Source organism: Streptomyces xinghaiensis S187 (assembly GCF_000220705.2).
GTDB lineage: Bacteria > Actinomycetota > Actinomycetes > Streptomycetales > Streptomycetaceae > Streptomyces > Streptomyces xinghaiensis.
The window spans coordinates 2512429-2531215 of the sequence record NZ_CP023202.1 but is presented as its reverse complement, the minus strand read 5'-3'; the positions used below and the strand labels follow the sequence as shown (position 1 = coordinate 2531215).

General features: G+C 71.9%; 20 protein-coding genes and 1 pseudogene. 10 read left to right on the top strand and 11 right to left on the bottom strand.

Annotated features, from left to right (window positions below; genetic code table 11):
* Positions 1–9: 9 nt before the first annotated feature.
* Positions 10–177, top strand: a pseudogene (locus SXIN_RS32075) (PIN domain-containing protein); the annotation flags it as partial.
* Between the two features lie 79 nt (positions 178–256).
* On the opposite strand, the gene SXIN_RS10660 reads toward SXIN_RS32075, so the two are convergent.
* Both SXIN_RS10660 and SXIN_RS10655 read right to left on the bottom strand, forming a co-directional pair.
* On the bottom strand, positions 257–526 hold the full coding sequence (locus tag SXIN_RS10660) for a type II toxin-antitoxin system RelE family toxin (RefSeq protein WP_019710257.1): 270 nt from the start codon (positions 524–526) through the stop codon (positions 257–259).
* Positions 519–785, bottom strand: coding sequence for a type II toxin-antitoxin system Phd/YefM family antitoxin (locus SXIN_RS10655; RefSeq protein WP_019710256.1), 267 nt, complete (start codon positions 783–785; stop codon positions 519–521). The genes SXIN_RS10660 and SXIN_RS10655 overlap by 8 nt, the downstream gene beginning before the upstream one ends.
* Positions 786–1116: 331 nt before the next feature.
* On the opposite strand from SXIN_RS10655, the gene SXIN_RS10645 reads away from it, so the two are divergent.
* From SXIN_RS10645 to SXIN_RS10605, 9 genes are all read left to right on the top strand, one after another.
* A complete protein-coding gene (locus SXIN_RS10645; RefSeq protein WP_420341085.1) occupies positions 1117–1422 on the top strand; it encodes a TetR family transcriptional regulator C-terminal domain-containing protein in 306 nt (101 codons plus the stop codon).
* A gap of 149 nt (positions 1423–1571) precedes the next feature.
* Entirely contained in the window at positions 1572–1979 is a 408-nt protein-coding gene (locus SXIN_RS10640) for a hypothetical protein (protein ID WP_039822539.1), read from the top strand.
* 303 nt (positions 1980–2282) lie between these two features.
* Positions 2283–2843 carry an RNA polymerase sigma factor gene (locus SXIN_RS10635; RefSeq protein WP_095756916.1) on the top strand — a complete coding sequence of 187 codons (561 nt, stop codon included), beginning with the start codon at positions 2283–2285 and terminating at the stop codon, positions 2841–2843.
* A complete protein-coding gene (locus SXIN_RS10630; RefSeq protein ID WP_019710251.1) occupies positions 2840–3670 on the top strand; it encodes a zf-HC2 domain-containing protein in 831 nt (276 codons plus the stop codon). Before SXIN_RS10635 ends, SXIN_RS10630 begins: the two co-directional genes overlap by 4 nt.
* Positions 3667–4500, top strand: a complete 834-nt coding sequence (locus SXIN_RS10625; protein ID WP_039822532.1) for an ABC transporter ATP-binding protein — start codon at positions 3667–3669, stop codon at positions 4498–4500. The genes SXIN_RS10630 and SXIN_RS10625 overlap by 4 nt, the downstream gene beginning before the upstream one ends.
* On the top strand, positions 4497–5894 hold the full coding sequence (locus tag SXIN_RS10620) for a hypothetical protein (protein ID WP_019710249.1): 1398 nt from the start codon (positions 4497–4499) through the stop codon (positions 5892–5894). Before SXIN_RS10625 ends, SXIN_RS10620 begins: the two co-directional genes overlap by 4 nt.
* Entirely contained in the window at positions 5891–6466 is a 576-nt protein-coding gene (locus SXIN_RS10615) for a hypothetical protein (protein WP_019710248.1), read from the top strand. The genes SXIN_RS10620 and SXIN_RS10615 overlap by 4 nt, the downstream gene beginning before the upstream one ends.
* A 203-nt stretch (positions 6467–6669) precedes the next feature.
* Positions 6670–7668, top strand: coding sequence for a trypsin-like serine peptidase (locus SXIN_RS10610; protein WP_039822536.1), 999 nt, complete (start codon positions 6670–6672; stop codon positions 7666–7668).
* A 98-nt stretch (positions 7669–7766) separates the two neighbouring features.
* Positions 7767–7997: a hypothetical protein gene (locus SXIN_RS10605; RefSeq protein ID WP_019710246.1), complete on the top strand. Its 231-nt coding sequence runs from the start codon at positions 7767–7769 to the stop codon at positions 7995–7997.
* 43 nt (positions 7998–8040) lie between these two features.
* Here SXIN_RS10605 and SXIN_RS10600 read toward each other — a convergent pair whose 3' ends face one another.
* From SXIN_RS10600 to SXIN_RS10560, 9 genes are all read right to left on the bottom strand, one after another.
* Complete coding sequence (locus SXIN_RS10600; RefSeq protein ID WP_095756915.1) at positions 8041–9420, bottom strand: aspartate aminotransferase family protein; 1380 nt, start codon at positions 9418–9420, stop codon at positions 8041–8043.
* Entirely contained in the window at positions 9405–9884 is a 480-nt protein-coding gene (locus tag SXIN_RS10595) for an Lrp/AsnC family transcriptional regulator (protein WP_019710244.1), read from the bottom strand. Before SXIN_RS10595 ends, SXIN_RS10600 begins: the two co-directional genes overlap by 16 nt.
* Before the next feature lie 187 nt (positions 9885–10071).
* Positions 10072–11499: an NAD(P)/FAD-dependent oxidoreductase gene (locus tag SXIN_RS10590; RefSeq protein ID WP_095756914.1), complete on the bottom strand. Its 1428-nt coding sequence runs from the start codon at positions 11497–11499 to the stop codon at positions 10072–10074.
* Positions 11496–12317, bottom strand: coding sequence for an ABC transporter permease (locus tag SXIN_RS10585; protein WP_019710242.1), 822 nt, complete (start codon positions 12315–12317; stop codon positions 11496–11498). Before SXIN_RS10585 ends, SXIN_RS10590 begins: the two co-directional genes overlap by 4 nt.
* Positions 12317–13255, bottom strand: a complete 939-nt coding sequence (locus SXIN_RS10580) for an ABC transporter permease (protein ID WP_095756913.1) — start codon at positions 13253–13255, stop codon at positions 12317–12319. The genes SXIN_RS10585 and SXIN_RS10580 overlap by 1 nt, the downstream gene beginning before the upstream one ends.
* On the bottom strand, positions 13252–14388 hold the full coding sequence (locus tag SXIN_RS10575; protein ID WP_019710240.1) for an ABC transporter ATP-binding protein: 1137 nt from the start codon (positions 14386–14388) through the stop codon (positions 13252–13254). Before SXIN_RS10575 ends, SXIN_RS10580 begins: the two co-directional genes overlap by 4 nt.
* Before the next feature lie 21 nt (positions 14389–14409).
* A complete protein-coding gene (locus tag SXIN_RS10570; RefSeq protein WP_192883671.1) occupies positions 14410–15627 on the bottom strand; it encodes a polyamine ABC transporter substrate-binding protein in 1218 nt (405 codons plus the stop codon).
* 67 nt (positions 15628–15694) lie between these two features.
* A complete protein-coding gene (locus SXIN_RS10565) occupies positions 15695–17251 on the bottom strand; it encodes a gamma-aminobutyraldehyde dehydrogenase (protein ID WP_095756911.1) in 1557 nt (518 codons plus the stop codon).
* A gap of 167 nt (positions 17252–17418) precedes the next feature.
* Positions 17419–18780, bottom strand: coding sequence for an aminotransferase class III-fold pyridoxal phosphate-dependent enzyme (locus tag SXIN_RS10560; RefSeq protein ID WP_019710238.1), 1362 nt, complete (start codon positions 18778–18780; stop codon positions 17419–17421).
* Positions 18781–18787: the final 7 nt, after the last annotated feature.

Here is an 18787-nt window from a genome sequence, read left to right as displayed (position 1 = left end):
GCATACGGCCTGTCGGGCAAGGGCGAACACCGCAGTGCCGGACCGGTGGACCTGCTCGTTGCCGCCGTCGCCGAGTTGTCCGGTCTTGTGTTGCTGCACTGCGACCGGGACTTCGAGGCGCTTGCCCGGCATACGGGTCAGCGCACCGTGATGCTCACGGATCGCAGCCGGTCTTGACTGTGCCCTCGTGCGCCGTTGGGCCGAGTTGCACGGAGCCGCGGTGATGCGTTGTTCCGGCTGCTGGATCCTGGCTGGATCACGGTCGCGACTCGTAGACCGTGGAGCGATGGCCGACATGAACCACCCATACAACGAGTTCGCCGTTGTCGATGGTGTAGATGATGCGGTAGTCGCCGACCCGGAGGCGGCGGCGGTCGGGCTGGGACACGAGCGCCGTGGTGCTGTATCCGAGCGGGTCACTCTCCAGTTCCGTCAGCTTGGCAAGGATGCGCAGGGCCATGGCGCGGGGGGCTTTCCGAAGCTCGGCCTGTGCCTCGGGTCGGAAGACGGTGCGGTACTCACTCACCGCGCGCCAGGGTTTCCTTCATGACGTCCTCGATGGGGACGCCGGGCGAGCGGTTTGCCATCCGCTCGTCGATGATGCGGTTGATCTCGCGCTCTTCCCACTGTTGGTACTTGCGCAGAACATCGATCGAGACGACAGCGGCGACTTGCTTTCCTCGTCGCGTGATCACGGTGGGCTGGTCATCGCGATCGGCCCGTTCGACGACCTCCGCAAGGTGTGCGCGGACGTCACGGATGGACTCTATGGGCATCTGTGTCATGACTCAAAAGTACCGGATGTTCCATGTGTACACAACGGGAGGACTCCGGGGGTCAGCGAGGCCGCTCCGGCTCAACCTCTGCGGAGCTCGAGCGCGTACCTGCTTCCCGGCAGGCCGCCGAAGCCGAGCTGGTCCGGGCCCGTACGCATGTCGGCTCCGCACGGTAGCTGTTGGCCACCGACCCGGAGGGCGCCTGCACACTCGCCTATGACGCAGCGCGCCGAGCGCCGGCCGCGGTTCTGCAGAATCAAGGGCTGCGCGCCACCAGCCGCGGTGGCCATACCGCCATCCGCCGGCCGGCGGGAATCTCCGGGAAGACCTCCACGACTCGCTGAACGCGCTTGCGCTGACACTGTCGGAAGGCCGGTACGACCGGTTGATGGCGGGCGTCATCGAACGCGCCGCCCACGACGAGGGCGCGCGAGACCTCCGGGACCGCCTGTACGAGACCGCCACGACCGGAGTCCGCGGTGTCCTCGCCGCGCATCTCCAGCCCGACGACGTCGAGCCCTGCCTCGCCATGCTGGTCGGCGCGATCCTCGTCCGAGCGACCTATGAGGGCGAAACGGTGACCCCGGCGTTCATCACCGACATCATCGACCGCGCTCTCGACCGCACCACGATCAAAGTCGATTGACGGCTCCGCGACAGCGGCCGCGATCCAGGACGCTCTTCCTGCGTCTGCGCTGTCCCAGTCATCACTGACTGCGGCGGCGGCTCGGTCCGGCTTCCTGCGTGGAAGCTACCGTGGGCTGGTCGGTCGAAACGGTTCGGGGGGCTGCTGTGATGCCGGTCCGGCGTGTGGTGCTTCCGCTGGTCGTCTGGGTTGCCGTGGTGCCGTGGCTGCTCGCCACGGCCACGACCATGCTCTGGGGCATCTCGGAGGAGCCGGACGTGCCGTTCCTCACCTTCACCACCCGGCTGGTGCTGGTGCCGTTGCTGCTGGTTGCTGAGGTCATCGGCGTGGTGGCGGCCTTCCGGCGCTATGGCGGTCTGCGCTCCGAGTTCTGGCCGGGAGCCGGGCTGGCGTTCGCTCTCCTGGCACTGTTCACCGTGATGGGGGTTGGGGTGACGTGGGGCGAGTGGGGCGTGCTGCTGTGGATCTGGGCCCTGGGCTCCGGCTACGTGTTCTTCGTGTTCGTCCTCGGCGGGATGGCCTGGAAGAAGGTCTTCGTCCGGACTTCCGCGCCATGAGGACGGCCCCGGCGGCCCCGGCGGTTTGCAGCGGTTGTCGCGGCACGTGGGCGTGTTGATCAGGACCATGGCCACGGCTCCTTGAGCCGGAGCGGCAATCCCCGCTCGTCCGTCGTCCCGCCGTGTCCCGCGGGTACGAGCGGCCCCTGCCGCGGCAGCGCCGAGCGCCGTGTTGCCGTACCGAGACCGGGACTTCGGGGCGCCCGCCCGGCGTACGGCCCGGAGCGCCGTGATGACGGCCCGCATGTGGCGGGGATCACGTCGCGGGGAAAACCCGTGGCCCGGCGCGGGCGTCTAGCGGGTGTGAGATCAGTCAGGGCAGCGCTGCACGAGCTGGACGAGGAGCGTCTCGTCCGGCTGGTGGCGAAAGGCGACCGTGCCGCGTTCGAGGAGCTGTACCGGCGTACGTCGCCGTGGATGGCGGTGCGGCTGCGCCGCCGCTGCGCGGACGAGCAGATCGTCGCCGAGGTCATGCAGGAGACCTACCTGGCGGTGTGGCGCGCGGCGGGTGCGTTCGCCGGGGCCGCGGTCGGAGGAACGGCCACGGGGTGGCTGTGGACGATCGCGGCGCGCCGCCTGGTCGACGCCTTCCGGCGCCGGGCCCACCACGCGGAGCCGCCCCCGGCCGCCGCCGTGCCCGGCGCGGCGCCCGCCGCCGAGGAGGAGGCGCTCGCGGCGACCGTCGGCGGGGATGTCGGGGACGCGCTGCGGTGCCTCGCGCCGGAGCTGAGACAGGTACTGCAGGCCATGGTGCTCGACGGGCTGTCCGTCCGGGAGACCGCGGTGCTGCTCGGGCTGCCCGAGGGCACGGTCAAGACCCGTGCCCGCCGGGCCCGGACCGAGATGCGGAGGGCGCTGGCATGAGGGCGGAACACGCGTCGACGCGGATCATCGAGGCCTACGCGCACGGCGGCGCGGACCTCGCCGCCGACGAGGTGTGGGCCGTGGAGGCCCATCTGGAGACGTGCCGGGTGTGCCGTGACCGGCTGTCCGCCGTCGTCGGTGCCGAGGTGCCCGCCGTGGCGGCGCTGGTCGACTCCGTGTGGTCCGGTCTCGAACCCCGGCTGGCGGTCACCGCCACGATGCCGCGCGGCCGGCGCCGGCCGGCGCGGCTGTCCCGGTGGATGACGCCCGTGATGGTGCCGTGGCTGGCCATGGTTGTGGGCGTGACGCTGCTGGCCCTGCTGCTCGACGTGGTGGGCACCGGCACCGGTACCGGTGCCGGCGAGGTGTCGCTGGTGCTGCTGTCCGCGCCGGTCCTGCCCGTGCTCGGTGTCGCGGCGTCCTGGTCGCGCGGTCTGGACCCGGCGTACGAGCTGACGGCCTCGGTGCCCCGGGCCGGGCTCCCCCTGGTGCTGCGGCGCACCGCGGCCGTGCTCGCCGTGGTCGTCCCCGCGCTGCTGGTGTGCGGGTGGGTGACGGGGGTGATGGTGGCTCAGTGGCTGCTGCCCTGCCTGGCCTTCACGGCGGCGACGCTGGCGCTCGGCGGTGCGGTCGGTGTGACCCGCGCCGCCGTCGTACTGGCCGCCGTGTGGGCGGCCGTGGTCGTGGCGCCGACCCTGGCCACCAGCCGTACCGCCTTCGCCCTGCAGACCGGTGGTCTGCCCGCGTGGGGGCTGATCCTCGCCCTCGGCATCGGTGTCGTGATCGCCCGCAGAGGCGCGTACTCGGTGCTGGGAGCCCATCGATGACGATCGGAAAGGAACACCACATGACGTCCGCCGTGAGCGCGGCCGACCTCGCGCCGACGCCCTACGCCTGGGAGATCCGGGCCACCGGGCTGAAGGTCCGGGTCGGCAGGAAACGGATGGCCGTCGACGGCCTCGACCTGTCGCTGGGAACCGGCGTGCACGGACTCCTCGGCCCCAACGGGGCGGGCAAGACCACCCTCATCCGCGCGCTGGCCACCGTACTGCGCCCCACCGGCGGCACCCTGGAGCTGCTCGGCGAGTCCGCGGGCGGCATGGGCGAGCACCGTGCGCTGCGCCGCCGGATCGGCTACCTGCCGCAGGAGTTCGGCTACTACAAGCGCTTCACGGCACGCGAGTTCGTCGAGTACATGGCCTGGCTGAAGGAGGTGCCGAAGGCGGACATCCCCGCGGCGGTGCAGCGAGCGGTGGAGCGGGTGGGCCTGGCGGACCGCGCCGACGAGCGGATGAAGAACCTCTCGGGCGGCATGGTGCGGCGCGTGGGCATCGCCCAGGCCGTCGTCAACGACCCGGCGATCCTGCTGCTGGACGAGCCGACGGTCGGCCTGGACCCGGCGCAGCGGCTGCGCTTCCGCGAGCTGCTGCAGGAGCTGGGTACGGACACCTGCGTGCTCGTCTCGACCCATCTGGTGGAGGACGTCGCCGCCGCCTGCACCGACGTGGTGCTCCTCGACGAGGGCCGGCTGGTCTTCCAGGGCACCCCGGACGAGCTGGCCGCGGCGGGCGGGCCCGGGCACACGGGCGACAGCCCCCTGGAGCGCGGCTACTCGGCGCTGCTGCAGGGCCCCGGCCGGGAAAGGGGCGCCTGGTGAACGTCCGCGTCCTGCGCACCGAGCTGAAGCGCTCCGTCGCCCCGTGGGCCGGCGCCGTGGTCCTGACGAGCACTCTGGCGTTCCTGTACCTGGTGAACGGCGGGTGGTGGAGCGGTACCACGGCGTGGACGGCCCAGTGGACGCCCCTGGCCCTGTGGACCCGCGGCCTGCTGTTCTACCTGTGGCCGCTCGCCATGGGGCTCGGCGCTCTCCAGGGGTTGCGCGACCACCGCTCGAAGATGTCCGAGCTGCTGACGAGCACGCCGCGGCCCGCCCGGCACCGCGCGGGCGCGACGGCGGGCGCGACGGCGATCACCCTGACCGCGGCCTTCGCCCTCCCCGTCCTCGTGGGCGCGGTCCAGGTGCTCGCCAACACCGAGTACACGCACCTCGGATGGCTGCCGATCTCGCTGGTGGGGGCGCTCTCCCTCGTCGCGGGGGCCGTGCTGGGCATGGGGGCCGGGCGGGCCCTGCCGTCCGTGCTCACCCCGCCCGCGCTGGCCATGGCCGCCTTCGTGTTCACGGCCCTGATGCACATGTCGTTGGGCCGGACGGAGTCGGTCACGGCGTCGGGGCTCACGATCACGGAGCCGAAACCGGTCTCGCTCCTGTCACCGGCGGTGCAGGAGGTGCGCGACGTCCTCGTCACGCTCTCCGCCTCCGTGCACGCCGGGCAGACGATCTGGCTGCTCGGCATGGCCGCGACCGGCTTCGCGCTGCTGGTCGCCGCGACCCCGCGCGCCCGGCTGGTCGCCCTGACGCCCGTCCTGGCGGGTGCGGTGCTCGCCCTGCTCGTCCTCCCCTCCGACCCGCGCCGGATCTATGTCGTCGACGAGGCCGCCGCGGCGCCGGTGTGCGACGGCCCGGTGTGCGTGACGAGGACGCACCAGGCGCGCCTCGCCGGCCTGGCCGGTCCCGGCAAGGAGGCGCTGCGCCTGCTGCGGGACGCCCTGGGCGGCCGCGCGCCGGTCTCGGTCCGGGAGAACACCGCGGTCCTGCCGGACGGCTCCACGCCGCGGTGGTCCCGCGAGACCGTGGCCTTCGACTTCGACGACGACATCATCGCCGGCGCGAAGGGCGAGGAGCTGACCCGGGCCCTGATCGCCAAGGGCATGGTTCCCGGCTGCACCCCTGCCGGCTGGAGCAGCTTCGGGGGAGACGAGTTCGCGCGGGCCGTCGCGGTGGGCTGGGTCCTCGGGGACCTCGGGCCGCTTCCCGGCACCTTGCCGGCAGACATGCGCCGCCAGGTCGACGCCGAGGCCCGCCCGGTGTGGAAGGAACTCACAGCGCTTCCGCGGGACGAGCAGATCTCGCGGATCACGGCGATGCGCACCGCCGCGCACTCCTGCGAGGGCGAGGCGTTCGACGTGCTGTCCGGCGGTGCGTCCCGGTGAGATGGCTGACGCTGTACGCGCGCTCGCGTCGGGTACCCGCGTCACTCGCCGCGGTGGTGATCAGCGCGGTGGCGGTGTGGGCCCTGTCCCGGGGCGGGGACGAAGGGCCCGGTGATCCCCGGCTGCCCGCACTCGTACTCGCCGCGGGGGTGATGGCGGCCTCGACCGGGCTCGGCGGGCAGGACCTCGCGCTGGACCGGACGGCCGCGATCCGCTGGGTGCCCCGCAGAGCGGCGCACGTCCTGCTCGCCGGCGCGGTCGTCGGCACGGTGCTCCTGACCGTGCAGACGATGGGCGAGCCCCTGGCCACCATCGCTTTCGTCGTCCGGGACAGCGCGGGCCTGATGGGACTGGCCGGCCTGGGCGCGGCGCTCCTGGGCGGCCGGCACGCATGGACGCCGCCGTTCGCCTGGCTCGTCTTCTCCTTCTTCGCTCCGCCCGCCACGAGTGCGCCGATGCGGGTGGCGACCTGGATGCTGCTGCCGCCCGGCGAGGCGGCGGGCACCTGGACGGCCCTGGTCCTCACCGTCGCCGGCACCGCGGCCTACGCCGTCGCGGGACCGAGACGGTGACCGGGCCGGGGCGGTGACCGGGCCGGGGCGGTGACCGGGCCGGGGCGGCGGCTGGTGAGCGCCGGACGGCCCAACGAAGCGGGACAAGGCCGGAATCGTCCGTGTGATGGCCCGAACAGGCGTTATTGACGCCAACATGGCGTACTCCTACATTTCGCTCTGCCCAGCGTCATTTCACACTCTCTAGGAAGCGAGAGCACGTGATGCGGCTCAGACGCACATTCCTCTCTTTATCCGCGGCGGCAGTCGTCCTCCTGGCCGGCCTGGAGACCGCCTCGGCGCAGTCTCCGTCCTCCGGGCAGCCGTCGTCGGATCCGGGAGCGACCACCACCGCGACGGCCCGGCTGGACACCGGTGCGCGGATCAACTCCGCCGACGCCGCTGAAGAACTGGAGCGTTACTGGACCCCGGAGCGTATGCGCAACGCGATACCGGTGTCCGTCGAAGGCACCGCGCAGCGTGCGGGGGAGGCGGCCGGAGACACCGCCGAGGGGCCGGCCCGCTCCACCCCGTCCGCACCACCGCGGAAGGACATGGTCCGGCCCACCATCACCGAGACGGCCGTCGCCGGCAAGGTCTTCTTCACCAAGCCCAGCGACGGCAAGGACTACGTCTGCTCCGCGAGCGCCCTCAACAGCTCGTCCAAGCAGATGGCGATCACCGCGGGCCACTGTGTGCACGAGGGCAACGGCGGTGACTGGATGCGGAACTGGGCCTATGTGCCCCGCTACCGGGACGGCAACCGGCCCTTCGGAACCTTCGCGGCCAAGCAGTACCGGGCGTTCAACGGCTGGATCAACGACGGCAGTTTCGACTGGGACGTGGCCATGGTGACCACCTGGCCGCTGAACAGCCAGAAGCTCGTCAACGTCACCGGCGGCAACGGCCTGAGCTACAACTACTCGCGCGAGCAGGCCGTGACGGTGAACGGTTATCCCGGGGACCGGGACAACGGCCAGCGCCAGTGGTACTGCCAGGGAACGACCCAGCGGGTCGGCGTGCTCGACGGCAGGATCCAGCTCCGCTGCGACTTCGGCGGCGGCTCGAGCGGCGGCCCCTGGATGCGGCAGTTCAACGAGAGCAGCGGACTCGGTTATACCAACGGGGTCACCAGCACCATCAACAGCGAAGGCTGGAACCGGAGTTCCTACTTCGGGGACAGCGTCAAGCAGATGTTCGACGACCAGGGCGGCGCGACGTAGCAGCCGCTCCGGCGCACGGTGCCCGCTCGGCCGCCGCGGCTAGACTGGCCGAGCGGGCTCCCCCGCAGCGCTTCCGAACCTCGCAGGAGGTCATTGACGTGAAAGGCTCCGCACCGCGCAAGCTCCTCCTCCTCGCCGGGGTGGCCGCCGCGATCGCCGGCGCGATCGCCCTGCGCCCCGGCGCCGCGGAGACACCGGGTCCGTCCCCCGCCCCGGACGGCGGGACGTCGGTCTCCGAGGTCCAGGAGGACCCGTCCGCCGTCCAGGAGTACTGGACGCCCGAACGGATGGAGAACGCCGAGCCGGCTCCGATGGAGGAAGACGACTGAGCCTCGCTGCCGCTTCCGCTCACCGCCGCCCGGCCGCGGGGTGTCAGAGCTTCGTCCACGCCTCCGTCAGGACGGTGCGGAGGATCTGCTCGATCTCGTCGAAGGTGCGCTGGTCGGAGATGAGCGGCGGGGCGAGCTGGACGACCGGGTCGCCGCGGTCGTCGGCGCGGCAGTACAGGCCGTTCTCGAACAGCGCGGGGGAGAGGAAGCCGTACAGAACGCGCTCCGTCTCCTCGTCGGTGAACGTCTCCTTGGTGGCCTTGTCCTTGACCAGTTCGATGCCGTAGAAGAAGCCGTTGCCGCGCACGTCGCCGACGATCGGCAGGTCGTGCAGCCGCTCCAGGGTGGTGAGGAAGGCGTTCTCCTGGTCGAGCACGTGCTGGTTGAGGCCCTCGCGCTCGAAGATGTCGAGGTTGGCCAGGGCCACGGCGGCGGAGACGGGGTGGCCGCCGAAGGTGTAGCCGTGCAGGAAGGTGCTGTCGCCCCGGTAGAAGGGCTCGGCGAGGCGGTCGGAGATGATCGCGGCGCCGATCGGGGAGTACCCGGAGGTCATGCCCTTGGCGCAGGTGATGATGTCCGGCACGTAGTCGAACTTGTCGCAGGCGAACATCGTGCCGAGGCGGCCGAAGGCGCAGATGACCTCGTCCGAGACGAGGAGCACGTCGTGGCGGTCGCAGATTTCGCGCACGCGCCGGAAGTAGCCGGGCGGCGGCGGGAAGCAGCCGCCGGCGTTCTGCACCGGCTCCAGGAAGACCGCGGCGACGGTCTCCGGCCCCTCGAACAGGATCTCCTGCTCGATCTGGTCGGCGGCCCAGCGGCCGAAGGCCTCCGGGTCGTCGCCGTGGACCGGCGCCCGGTAGAAGTTGGTGTTCGGCACCTTGTGCGCGCCGGGCACCAGCGGCTCGAACGGGGCCTTGAGCGCCGGGAGTCCGGTGATGGACAGGGCGCCCTGCGGGGTGCCGTGGTAGGCCACGGCGCGGGATATCACCTTGTACTTGGTGTGGTTGCCGGTGAGCTTGTGGTACTGCTTCGCCAGCTTCCAGGCGGTCTCCACGGCCTCGCCGCCGCCGGTGGTGAAGAAGACCTTGTTGAGGTCCCCCGGCGCGTAGCCGGCCAGCCGCTCCGCCAGTTCGACGGCCCTGGGGTGGGCGTAGGACCAGATGGGGAAGAAGGCGAGCTCCCGGGCCTGCTTCTGCGCGGCCTCGGCGAGTTCGGCGCGGCCGTGCCCCGCCTGGACGACGAACAGCCCGGAGAGGCCGTCGAGGTAGCGCTTGCCCCGGTCGTCGAAGACGTGGGTGCCCTCACCGCGCACGATGGTGGGGACGGGGGCGTTCTCGTACGACGACATCCGGGTGAAGTGCATCCACAGGTGGTCGTACGCGGTACGGGACAGGTCCTTGCTCACGGTTATCGGGTTCCCCAGGTATAGGTCTGCTTCCGCAGCTTGAGGTAGACGAAGCTCTCGGTGGAGCGGACGCCGGGCAGCGTCCGGATCCGCTTGTTGATGACTTCGTGCAGGTGGGCGTCGTCCTCGCAGACGACCTCCACGATGAGGTCGAAGGAGCCCGCCGTGATGACGGCGTAGGCGACCTCCTCCATCTCGGCGAGGGCGTCGGCCACCGGTTCGAGGTCGCCCTCGACGTTGATGCCCAGCATCGCCTGCCGCAGCAGGCCGACGGTGAGCGGATCCGTGACGGCGACGATCTGCATGGCGCCCTGGTCGAGCAGCTTCTGGACCCGCTGCCGCACCGCCGCCTCGGACAGGCCCACGGCCTTGCCGATGGCGGCGTACGGGCGGCGCCCGTCCTCCTGGAGCTGTTCGATGATGGCGAGCGACACGGCGTCCATCGCCGGGCCGCCGTTCGCTTTCCTGTCGTCACGGGCCATGGCCTCACTCTTCCCGAGGGACTTCCGTAATGCAACCCTCTGGCGACGTAATCGGTTTTCTGTAAGGCATCTCGCAACTGATTCCGGAGGAATCGCGAGGTGAATCAGTCGAAAACGTGGATCCGGGTGTCCGCGGGCGGACGGTGGACGCCGTCAGCCGTCAGCCGTCAGCCGGGCGAGGACGCCGTCAGCTGTCGAAGCCCAGCCCCAGGCGGTCCAGCGCCCGCAGCCACAGATTGCGGTGCCCTCCGCGGGCGTCGGCCCGGGCCAGTGACCACTGGGTGAGGCCGATGCCCGCCCAGCGCACCGGCTCGGGCGGGAAGGGCAGCGGCTTCGTCCGGACCATCTCCAGCGCGGTGCGCTCGCTCTCCACCCCGTCCAGCAGGTCCAGCATCACCTCCGCGCCGAAGCGGGTGGCCCCGACGCCGAGCCCCGTGTAGCCGGCCGCGTAGGCGACGCGGCCGCCGTGCGCCGTGCCGAAGAACGGCGCGAAGCGGGAGCAGGTGTCGATGACGCCGCCCCAGCGGTGGGTGAAGCGCACCCCCTCCAGCTGCGGGAAGCAGGCGAAGAAGTGCCGGGCGAGCGTGGCGAAGGTCTCCGGGCGCTGGTCGAGGTCCGGATGGATACGGCTGCCGAAGTGGTAGAGCACGTCGTAACCGCCCCACAGGATGCGGTCGTCGGCGGTGCGGCGGAAGTAGTGGAAGTGGTTCGCGCTGTCGCTGAGCCCCTGCCGCCCGCGCCAGCCGATCGCGGCGAGCTGCGCGGCGGTGAGCGGCTCGGTCATCAGCGCGTAGTCGTAGACGGGGACGAGGTACGGGCGCACCCGCCGCACCAGGGACGGGAAGGCGTTGGTGCCGAGCGCGATCCGCCGCGCCCGCACCCGCCCGTAGGGGGTGCGTACGGCCATGCGCCCGCCGTCGGCCGCGAGCGCCTCGGCGGGGGTGTGCTCGTAGAGGCGGACGCCCGCGTCGAGGCAGGCCCGCCGCAGTCCCCAGGCGAGGCGGGCGGGGTTGAGCAGGGCCACGCCGTCGCGGTCCCACAGGCCCGCCAGGAACGCGGGGGAGTCCACCTCGGCGCGTACGGCCTCCCGGTCCAGGAAGGTCATCCCGCCCAGGCCCAGCCGCTCGGCCTCGGCGGCCGTCTCGCGCAGTTCGGCGATCTGGTGGGGCTCGGTGGCGACGTCGATCTCGCCGGTGCGTTCGAAGTCGCAGTCGAGCGCGTACCGTTGCACGGCCTGCTCGATGGCGTCGAGGTTGGCCCGGCCCAGCTTCTCCAGGACGGCGATCTCACCCGGCCAGCGGGCCACGCCGTTGGCCAGGCCGTGGGTGAGGGAGGCGGCACAGAAGCCGCCGTTGCGTCCGGAGGCGGCCCAGCCGGTCTCCCGGGCCTCGATGACGACGACGTCCCGGTTTGGGTCCCGCTCCTTGGCGAGCAGCGCGGTCCACAGTCCGCTGTAGCCGGCGCCGACGACCAGCAGATCGCAGCTCTCCTCGCCGACCAGGGCCGGGGCGGCGGCCGGCCGGCGCGCGGGGTCGTCCAGCCAGAAGGGCACGGGCCGGGCGGCCGCCAGGGCGTGCAGGGCGGCGTCCGCCTCCCGGGTGCCGCGGCCGGTCATGCGGTGCTCCTTCCCCGGCGGCGGGCGGTGAGCTGCCCGGCCAGCACGATGCCGACGGCGATCAGGAACATGGCCGTTCCGATCACGTTGACCTGCACGGGCACCCCGCGCTGGGCGGCACCCCACACGAACATGGGGAAGGTGACGGTCGAGGGGCCCGCGTTGAACTGGGTGACGACGAAGTCGTCGAAGGACAGCGCGAAGCTGAGCAGGGCGCCCGCCGCGATACCGGGGGCGGCCAGCGGCAGCGTGACCCGCAGGAACGTCTGGAGCGGCCCGGCGTAGAGGTCCCGGGCGGCCTCCTCCAGCCGCGGGTCCATGGACGCCACCCGCGCCTTGACCGCGACGACGACGAAGCTCAGGCAGAACATGATGTGCGCGATGAGGATGGTGGTGAAGCCGAAGCCGACGCGCATGTTGAGGAACAGCGTGCCGAGCGAGGCCGCCATCACCACCTCGGGCATGGCCATCGGCAGGAAGATCAGCCCGTTCGCCGCGCCCCTGCCGCGGAAGCGGTGGCGGGCCAGGGCGAAGGCGGCCAGGGTGCCGAAGGCCGTCGCGCCGAGCGTGGCGAGGACGGCGATCCGCAGGCTCAGCGTGAGCGAGCCGCACATGTCGGCGACCCCGCACGGGTTGGTCCAGGCCTCGGTGGAGAAGGTGCGCCACTCGTAGTTGAAGCGCCCCGCCGGGTCGTTGAACGAGAACAGCAGCACCACCGCGTTCGGCAGCAGCAGATAGAGCAGGCCGGCCAGGCCGGCGAGGACGACGGCGTTGCGGCGCAGCCAGCGCACGGGCGTCCATGAGGTCACGGCGGTCATCAGACCAGCTCCTCCGTTCCGGCCTTGCGCATATAGACGGTGACCATGATCAGGATGAGCGCCATGAGCAGGAACGACATGGCGGCGGCGGTCGGGTAGTCCAGCACCTTGAGGAACTGCTGCTGGATCGCGTTGCCCACCATCTGCTCCGAAGGCGAGCCCAGGAGCTGGGCGTTGATGTAGTCCCCGGAAGCCGGGATGAAGGTGAGCAGGGTGCCGGCGACGACGCCGGGCAGCGAGAGCGGGAAGGTGACCCGGCGGAAGGTGGTGGCGGGGCCGGCGTAGAGGTCGCGGGCCGCCTCGTGCAGGGACGGGCTGATCCGCTCCAGGGAGGCGTAGAGCGGCAGGATCATGAACGGCAGGAAGTTGTACGTCAGACCGCAGACGACCGCCAGCGGGGTGGCGAGCACCCGTTCACCGCTCGTCAGACCGAGCCAGGCCGTGACGTCCAGGACGTGCAGCGCCTCCAGGGCGCCGACCACCGGGCCGCCGTCGGACAGGATCGTCTTCCAGGCGAGGGTGCGGATGAGGAAGCTGGTGAAGAACGGCGCGATCACCATCACCAGCAGCACGTTCCGCCAGCGCCCGGCGCGGAAGGCCAGGGTGTACGCGAGCGGGTAGCCGATGACCAGGCAGAGCGCGGTGGCCGTGGCCGCGTAGCCGAAGGAGCGCAGGAAGTGGACGCCGTACTCCCGCAGCGCCTCGGCGTAGGTGGCGAAGTGCCAGGTGACGCGGTAGCCCTCCTCCAGCGAGCCGGTCTGCACGGAGGTGGACGCCTGGTAGACGAGCGGCGCGACGAAGAAGACCGCCAGCCACAGGCCGGCCGGGAGCAGCAGCCAGTACGGGGTGAGGCGGCGGCGCGGCGCGCGGACGGCCGCCGGGGCCGGGCCGCCGGACCCGCCGGCCGCCGGCGGCGGGGCGGTGGCCAGAGCCGTCACAGCGCCTCCTCGCCGGTGCCGGCGGCGATCTCCCGGCCGGGGTCGCGGCCCGGTTCCAGCCCGAAGGTGTGCGCGGGGTTCCAGTGCAGGACGACCTCCGCGCCGGCGACGAGCCGCGGGTCGCGTTCCACGTTCTGCTGGTAGACGGCGAACCCGGCGCAGGCGGGGGTCTCCACCAGGTACTGCACGGAGACGCCGAGGTAACTGGCCTCCGTGATGCGGCCGGTGAGCCGGTTGCGGCCGGCGGGCACGCCGCCCGCGTCGTCCGCCGGGGTGAGGGAGATCTTCTCCGGACGCACCCCGACCAGCACCCCGTCCCCGGCACCGGTCCCCTCCGGCATCCGCGCGGAGGGCAGCCGCAGCGGGCTGCCGGCGGCCTTGACCTCGGCCTCCCCGCCGCCGGCGGCCGTCACCTCCGCCTCGACGAGGTTGGAGGTGCCGAGGAAGTTGGCGACGAAGGCGGTGCGCGGGTGCTCGTACAGCCCGGCCGGGGCGCCGAGCTGCTCCACGCGCCCGGCGCGCATCACGGCCACGGTGTCGGCCATCGCCATGGCCTCCTCCTGGTCGTGCGTCACATGTACGAAGGTGATGCCGACCTCGGTCTGGATGCGCTTGAGCTCCAGCTGCATCTGCCGCCGCAGCTTGAGGTCGAGGGCGCCCAGCGGTTCGTCGAGCAGCAGGACCTGCGGCTCGTTGACGAGGGCGCGGGCCAGCGCGACACGCTGCTGCTGCCCTCCGGAGAGCTGGTGCGGCCGGCGGCGGGCCAGATGGCCGAGCTCGACGAGCTCCAGCATCTCCGCGACCCGGCTCTTCACCTGCTTCATCCCGCGGCGGCGCAGTCCGAACGCCACGTTGTCCTGGACATCGAGGTGGGGGAAGAGCGCGTAGTTCTGGAAGACGGTGTTGACGGGGCGGCGGTGCGGCGGCAGCGCGGTGATGTCGGCGCCGTCGAGCAGGATGTGCCCGGCGGAGGGATCCTCCAGCCCGGCGATCATGCGGAGGGTGGTGGTCTTGCCGCAGCCGGAGGCACCGAGGAGGGCGAAGAAGGAGCCCTCGGGGATGGTGAGGTCCAGCGGGTGGACGGCGGTGAAGTCGCCGAACGTCTTGCTGACCCCGGTGAGCTGGATCGTCATGCGTGCGTGTCTCCGGTGGGTTCAGGCGCCGATGAGCTTGGCGAACTTGGTCTCGTAGCGCTCCTCTTCCTTGGCGCTGAGCGGCCGGAAGTTGTGGCCCCTCGCGATCATTTCCTCGTCGGGGAAGATCAGTTTGTTCTCCGCCAGCTCCTCGTCGATCTTCCGCATCTCCCGCTGGGCGCCGGTGACGGGGCAGATGTAGTTGACCCAGGCGGCCAGCTCGGCGGCGGCCTTCGGCCGGTAGTAGTAGTCGATGAAGGCCTCGGCGTTGGCGCGGTGCTGCGCCCCGGCCGGCACCAGCAGGTCGTCGGTGCCGAACAGGTAGCCGGTCTCCGGCAGATGGAAGCGCACATCCGGGTTGTCGAAGCCGAGCTGCACGATGTCGCCGGCCCAGGCCACGCAGGCGGCGATGTCGCCCTTGTTGAGCCCGTCCATGTAGTCGTTGCCGGTGAAGCGGCGTATCTGGCCCCGGTCGACGGCCTTCTGGACGAGGTCGACGGCGGCGTCGAAGTCGTCGTCGGTGAAGGACGAGGAGTCCGCGCCCATGCCGAGCATGACCAGGCCCATGGTGTCCTGCATCTCGGTGAGCAGGGAGACGCGGCCCTTCAGCTTCGGGTCGGTCAGCAGCTGCTCGACGCTGGTGACCTTCCGCCCGCCGGTGGCCTTCCGGTTGTAGGCGATGACGGCCGCGGTTCCGGCCCACGGGTAGCTGTACTGCCGGCCGGGGTCGTGGGGGGCGGCGCGGAAGCGGCCCTCCAGGTTCGTCACGGCGTTCGGCAGGTTGGCCTGGTCCAGACGCTGGGCCCAGCCCGCCCGGATCAGGCGTCCGGCCATCCAGTCGGTCAGGCACACCAGGTCCCGGCCGGTCCGCTGGCCCGCGGCGAGCTGCGGTTTGATCTTGCTGTAGAACTCGTTGTTGTCGTTGATGTCCTCGATGTACTTGACCTTGATGCCGCTCTCGCGCTGGAACTCGCGCAGCGTGGGCCGCACGTTCTCGTCGTCGTCGACGTCGATGTACAGCGGCCAGTTGGAGAAGGTGAGCACCTTCTCCTGCCGCGAGCGGTCCTCGTCGCGCTTCTCCTCGCCGGAGGTGCCGCCCTTCGCGGGCGGGATGCCGCAGGCGGCCAGGGCCGCGCCGCCGGCGGCCAGCCCGCCGGCGCGGAGCAGCCGCCGCCGGCTCATGGCGGCCCGGCCGTTGGTGAGGCTGCGCTGCCAGGCGTTGCGCACCGGCTCGGGCATGCCGTCGTAGGGGTTCACGGGGCCTCCGGGTGATCGTCGGAAAGGGGGAGGTGGCTGATCGGGGTCCTCAGAGGGCGAGGACGGTGCGGTGCCAGTCCTTGCGGGCCACTCCGGTGGTGTCGGACATGACGTGCTTGACCTGGGTGTACTCCTCGAAGGAGTAGGCCGACATGTCCTTGCCGTAGCCGGAGGCGCGGTAACCGCCGTGCGGCATCTCGCTGATGATGGGGATGTGGTCGTTGACCCACACACAGCCCGCCCGCAGCTCCCGCGCGCCGCGCCCGGTGCGGTAGACGTCCCGGCTCCAGACGGAGGCGGCCAGGCCGTAGGGGGTGTCGTTGGCCAGTGCGAGGCCCTCGTCGTCCGCGTCGAAGGGCAGCACGGTGAGGACGGGGCCGAAGACCTCGCTCCGCACGATCTCGCTGTGCTGGGCCGCGCCGGTGACGAGCGTGGGCAGGTAGTAGGCGCCGGCGGCGAGGTCGCCGCCCGGAGCGCGGCCGCCGGTGACGACCCGGGCCCCGTCGGCGCGGGCCCGGTCCACGAATCCCGCCACGCGGTCGCGGTGCGCGTGCGAGACCAGCGGGCCGAGGTCGGTCGCCGGGTCCGACGGGTCCCCGAGGACCGCCATGCCCATCAGGTCGGCCACGCCGGCGGTGAAGGCCTCGTACAGCGGCCGCTGGACGTAGGCCCGGGTGGCGGCGGTGCAGTCCTGGCCGGAGTTGATGAGGGCCGCGGCCACCGCGCCGTGCACGGCCGCCTCCAGGTCCGCGTCGTCGAACACCACGAACGGCGCCTTGCCGCCGAGTTCCAGGTGGAGCCGCTTGACACCCTCGGTGGCGAGCCGGGCCACGCGCTTGCCGACGGCCGTGGAGCCGGTGAAGGACACCATGGCCACGTCGGGGTGGCCCACCAGATGCTCCCCGGCCCCGGGCCCGGCTCCGCTGACGATGTTGATCACCCCGTCGGGCAGCCCCGCCTCGTGCGCGGCCTCGGCGAACATCACCGAGGTGAGCGGGGTGAGCTCCGAGGGCTTGAGCACGACGGTGTTGCCCGCCGCGACGGCCGGGAGGATCTTCCACGCGGCCATCTGGAGCGGGTAGTTCCAGGGGGCGACGGACCCGATGACGCCGAGCGGCTCGCGGCGGACGTACGAGGTGTGGTCGCCGCTGTACTCGGCGGCGGCCATGCCGTCGAGACGGCGGGCGGCGCCCGCGAAGAACGCGACGTTGTCGATCGAGCCCGGTACGTCGAACTCCCGGCAGAGCCGCACGGGCTTGCCGCACTGCAGCGACTCCGCCCGCACCAGCTCCTCCGCCCGGCCGTCGAGCACCGCCCGCAGCCGGTGGAGGGCCTCGGAGCGCTCGGCCGGGGTGGCGCCGGACCACTCGGGCAGGGCCCGCCCGGCGGCGCTCACGGCCGCGTCGACGTCCTCGGGGCCGGCCAGTTCGTACTCCAGCAGCCGCTCGCCGGTGGCGGGGTCGGTGACCGCCTGCCGGTGCCCGGAGGTGCCGGCGGCGCGGCGGCCCGCGATGTACTGGACGCCCTCCGCGAAGGGGGCGGTCACGTCGGACGGCAGCCCGCCGGACGGCTGCTGGGACGGCTGCTGGGACGGCTGGTCGGCCATGGGGTATCTCTCCCGCTGTTGCGCTGAACGCTGCGGCTGGACCGGGGATGAGCGCCGATCCTGGCAGTCAGCATGGGTTTCAACAAGGGATTCCGTTCCAGAATTTTCCTGCGGCAACGAAATCGTGATTCCTGGGTAACGCGTCCCCACCGCACGGGCGCGCTGCGTCACACAGCGTCCGTGAGCACGTCCGTGAGGACCTCCGCGAGACCGTCGACGATCTCGTCCAGTACTCCGCGGTCGCAGATCAGCGGCGGCGCGATCTGCAGCACGCTGTCGCCCCGGTCGTCGGGCCGGGCGATGATCCCCGCCTCGCGCAGCCGCCGGGGCAGCACGCCGCGCAGCAGCCGGTCCCGTTCCGCGGCGTCGAAGCGGGTGTCCGCCTCGTCCTTGACCAGCTCCAGGGCCCAGAAGAAGCCCGCGCCGCGCACGTCGCCGACGATCGGCAGGGACCGCAGCCCGGCCAGCCGGCTCTCCAGGTACGGGCTCAGCGCGCGCACGTTCTCCAGCACGCCGTCCCGCTCGAAGATCTCGATGTTGCGCAGCGCGACGGCCGCCGACAGCGGATGCCCGCCGAAGGTGACGCCGTGCCGCAGGGGCCGCCCGGTGCCGGTGAGCGCGGCCGCGACCCGCTCCGCCACGACGACGGCGCCCATCGGCGCGTACGCGGACGTGAGCCCCTTGGCCAGGCTCACGAGGTCCGGGGTGACGCCCTCCCGCGCGATGCCGAACCACTCGCCGAGCCGCCCGCAGCCGGTGATGACCTCGTCCGCCATGAGCAGCGCCCCGTACCGGTCGGCCAGTGCGCGCAGCCCGCGCCAGTAGCCGGGCGGCGGGGTGAAGCAGCCGCCTGCGTTCTGCACCGGCTCGGCGATGATCAGCGCCACCTCGTCGGGGCCCGCGGCGATGATCGCGTCCTCCACCTCGGCCAGCAGGCGGGTGCGGAAGGCCGCCGGATCGCCGCCGTCGGGCGCCCGGAACGCGTTGGTGGCGGACACGTGCGTCACGTCCACGGGCGCCCGCCCGAACGGCTCCTTGAACCGCGGCAGCCCGGTGAACGACAACGCGCCCAGGGTGACCCCGTGGTAGGCGGTCTTCCGGGCTATGGCCTTCGTGCGCCGCGGCTCCCCGTTCGCCAGGTGGTACTCGCGTGCGATCTTCCACGCCGCCTCCACGGCCTCCGAGCCGCCGGAGGTGAAGAACACCCGGGTCATGCCCTCGGGTGCCAGCGCGGTGAGGCGCTCGGCCAGCTCGATCGCGGGCGGGTGCGCGGTGCCCCACGTGGTGTTGAACGCCAGCCGGGTGAGCTGCGCGGTCGCGGCCTCGGCCATCTCGGCGCCGTAGGAGTAGCCCAGCTGGGAGCAGAACAGGCTGGACAGGGCGTCGATGTAGCGCTTGCCGCGGGTGTCGAAGACATACGGCCCCTCACCGCGTTCGAGGACGAGCAGATCGTCGATGCGCTGCGCCGAGAAGTGCAGCATCAGGTGGTGCGCCGCGGCGTCCTGCAGCGCGTCGTGCCGGGTGTTCACGTCGCCT

What these genes read in the sequence shown, in the direction of transcription:
- SXIN_RS10585 (WP_019710242.1), bottom strand. Translation starts at nt 12,317, where the DNA reads ATGACCGCCGTGACCTCATGGACGCCCGTGCGCTGGCTGCGCCGCAAC.
- SXIN_RS10655 (WP_019710256.1), bottom strand. Translation starts at nt 785, where the DNA reads ATGACACAGATGCCCATAGAGTCCATCCGTGACGTCCGCGCACACCTT.
- SXIN_RS10630 (WP_019710251.1), top strand. Translation starts at nt 2,840, where the DNA reads ATGAGGGCGGAACACGCGTCGACGCGGATCATCGAGGCCTACGCGCAC.
- SXIN_RS10590 (WP_095756914.1), bottom strand. Translation starts at nt 11,499, where the DNA reads ATGACCGGCCGCGGCACCCGGGAGGCGGACGCCGCCCTGCACGCCCTG.
- SXIN_RS10565 (WP_095756911.1), bottom strand. Translation starts at nt 17,251, where the DNA reads ATGGCCGACCAGCCGTCCCAGCAGCCGTCCCAGCAGCCGTCCGGCGGG.
- SXIN_RS10575 (WP_019710240.1), bottom strand. Translation starts at nt 14,388, where the DNA reads ATGACGATCCAGCTCACCGGGGTCAGCAAGACGTTCGGCGACTTCACC.
- SXIN_RS10610 (WP_039822536.1), top strand. Translation starts at nt 6,670, where the DNA reads ATGCGGCTCAGACGCACATTCCTCTCTTTATCCGCGGCGGCAGTCGTC.
- SXIN_RS10595 (WP_019710244.1), bottom strand. Translation starts at nt 9,884, where the DNA reads ATGGCCCGTGACGACAGGAAAGCGAACGGCGGCCCGGCGATGGACGCC.
- SXIN_RS10625 (WP_039822532.1), top strand. Translation starts at nt 3,667, where the DNA reads ATGACGATCGGAAAGGAACACCACATGACGTCCGCCGTGAGCGCGGCC.
- SXIN_RS10570 (WP_192883671.1), bottom strand. Translation starts at nt 15,627, where the DNA reads ATGCCCGAGCCGGTGCGCAACGCCTGGCAGCGCAGCCTCACCAACGGC.
- SXIN_RS10640 (WP_039822539.1), top strand. Translation starts at nt 1,572, where the DNA reads ATGCCGGTCCGGCGTGTGGTGCTTCCGCTGGTCGTCTGGGTTGCCGTG.